The organism is Rhizobacter sp. P3_B12, from assembly GCF_056402895.1.
In genome coordinates, this window is record NZ_JBFUGN010000980.1 from 1 (window position 1) to 2,262 (window position 2,262).

3 protein-coding genes are annotated in these 2,262 nt (G+C 71.4%); all 3 read left to right on the forward strand.

Annotation, left to right across the window (positions count from 1 at the left end):
- Positions 1-758: ABC transporter permease (locus AC1D01_RS30960; RefSeq protein ID WP_477873277.1), on the forward strand; the 758-nt coding region annotated here is incomplete at its 5' end.
- A complete protein-coding gene (locus tag AC1D01_RS30965; RefSeq protein WP_477873279.1) occupies positions 755-1,678 on the forward strand; it encodes an ABC transporter permease in 924 nt (307 codons plus the stop codon). The genes AC1D01_RS30960 and AC1D01_RS30965, both read left to right, overlap by 4 nt.
- Positions 1,678-2,262 (forward strand): cysteine hydrolase family protein (locus AC1D01_RS30970; protein WP_477873280.1); only part of this gene is annotated, 585 nt, incomplete at its 3' end. The genes AC1D01_RS30965 and AC1D01_RS30970, both read left to right, overlap by 1 nt.

Consider the following 2,262-nt stretch of genomic DNA (forward strand, 5'->3'; position numbering starts at 1 on the left):
CGCTGCTGCTGGTCGCCGCAGCCGCGGCGGGTGCGGCGTGGATCGCGCTGGTCGGCCTGCTGCGCCAGCGGCGCGGCGTCAACGAGACGATCAGCAGCCTGCTGCTCGCCTACATCGCCATTGCCCTTTTCAAACATCTTGTCGAAGGCCCGCTGCGCGATCCCGCCAGCCTGAACAAGCCGTCGACCCGGCCGATCGCCGATGCGCTGCTGATCGGCGGCATCGGCGGCAGCGACATCCACTGGGGCCTGGTCTTCGGCATCGTCGCCTGCATCGCGCTCGGCCTGTGGATCTTCCAGACACCGTCGGGTTTCGCGACGCGCGTGGTCGGCGGCAACGCACGCGCTGCGCTGCTGGTCGGCCTGCCGAGTGCACGGCTGATCGTGATCGCCTGCGCGATCGGCGGTGCCTGCGCCGGCCTGGCCGGCGGCATCGAGGTGCTGGCGGTGCACACCAGCGCCAACGCCGCGCTGATCGCGGGCCTCGGCTACACCGGCATCCTGGTGTCCTTCGTCGCCCGCCACAACCCGTGGCTGGTGATGCCGGTCGCGGTGCTGTTCGGCGGCTTCGGCGCGGCCGGCAGCCTGCTGCAGCGGCGCATGGACCTGCCCGATGCCTCGGTGCTGGTGCTGCAGGGCTTCGCGTTCCTGTTGATCCTCGCGAGCGAGGCGCTGCGCGGCAGGCTGTTCGTCGAGCGGGCGAAGCCGGCCGCGGCGCCGCCAGTCGTGGCACCGGCCTCCGCGCAGGTGAGCACATGACCAGCGCCGAGCTGTTCGTCAACGTGCTGATCGCCGTGCTCGGCGGCGCGATCCGCGTCGGCACGCCGTTCCTGATGGTGAGCCTCGGCGAATGCGTCACCGAGAAGGCCGGCCGCATCAACCTCGGGCTCGAGGGCGTGCTGGTGTTCTCGGCGATGAGCGGCTTCGGCGGCGCGTACCTCAGCGGATCGGCCTGGGTCGGCGTGCTGGTCGGCGGGCTGTCGGGCGCCGCGCTCGCGCTGCTGCACGGCCTGGTGTGCTCGCTGCCGCGCGTCAACGACATCGCCGCCGGCATCGCGCTGATGCTGCTCGGCAGCGGGCTCGCGTTCTACCTCGGCAAGCCGCTGATCCAGCCGCAGGCGCCGCAGATTCCCGCGCTGGCGCTGGGCGAATGGAGCAGCTCGGCGCAGATCCGCTCGGCCTTGCAGATCAACGCGCTGTTCCCGATCGGCGTCGCGCTCGCGGCCGTGCTCGCCTGGGGCTTCAAGGCGACGCGCTTCGGGCTGGTGCTGCGCATGGCCGGCGATTCGAGCGACGCGGCGCGCTCGCTCGGCTACTCGGTCCACGGCATCCGCATCGCGGCCACGGTGATCGGCGGCTTCATCGCGGGCCTGGGCGGCGCCTCGTTGTCGCTGCACTACCCGGGCAGCTGGAACGAGGGGCTGTCGAGCGGGCAGGGGCTGATCGCGGTGGCGCTGGTGATCTTCGCGCGCTGGAGCCCGTGGCGCTGCCTCGGCGCGGCGCTGCTGTTCGGCGGCGCCGGTGCGCTCGGGCCGGCGCTGCAATCGGTGGGCATCAGCAGCGGCTACCACCTGTTCAACGCGGTGCCCTACGTGCTGACGCTCGCGATCCTGGTGTGGACCTGTTCGCCGACGCGCCGGGTCCAGGGTGCGCCGGCGGAGCTGGGGGTGTCGCTGTGATGACTCGCGCGATGGGCAACTACGTCGACGCCGATCCCTACCGCTGGCCGTTCGACGGCGACCTGCGCCCCGGCAACACCGCGCTGATCGTGATCGACATGCAGGTCGACTTCTGCGGCGTGGGCGGCTACGTCGACAAGATGGGCTACGACATCGGCCTGACGCGTGCGCCGATCGCACCGCTGCAGCGCCTGATGGCCGCGATGCGCGAGGCCGGCTGCCTGCTGATCCACACCCGCGAAGGGCACCGTCCCGACCTGAGCGACCTGCCGGCCAACAAGCGCTGGCGCTCGCGGCAGATCGGCACCGATGGCATCGGCATCGGCGATGTCGGGCCGTGCGGCCGCATCCTGACGATCGGCGAGCCCGGCTGGGCGATCATCCCCGAGCTCGCGCCGCATCCGGGCGAGCCGGTGATCGACAAGCCCGGCAAGGGCTCGTTCTACGCGACCGACCTCGACCTGATCCTGCGCACCCGCGGCATCCGCAACCTGGTGCTGACCGGCATCACGACCGASGTSTGCGTGCASACSACGATGCGCGAGGCCAACGACCGCGGCTACGAATGCCTGATCGTCTCCGAC

What these genes read in the sequence shown, in the direction of transcription:
- AC1D01_RS30965 (WP_477873279.1), top strand. Translation starts at nt 755, where the DNA reads ATGACCAGCGCCGAGCTGTTCGTCAACGTGCTGATCGCCGTGCTCGGC.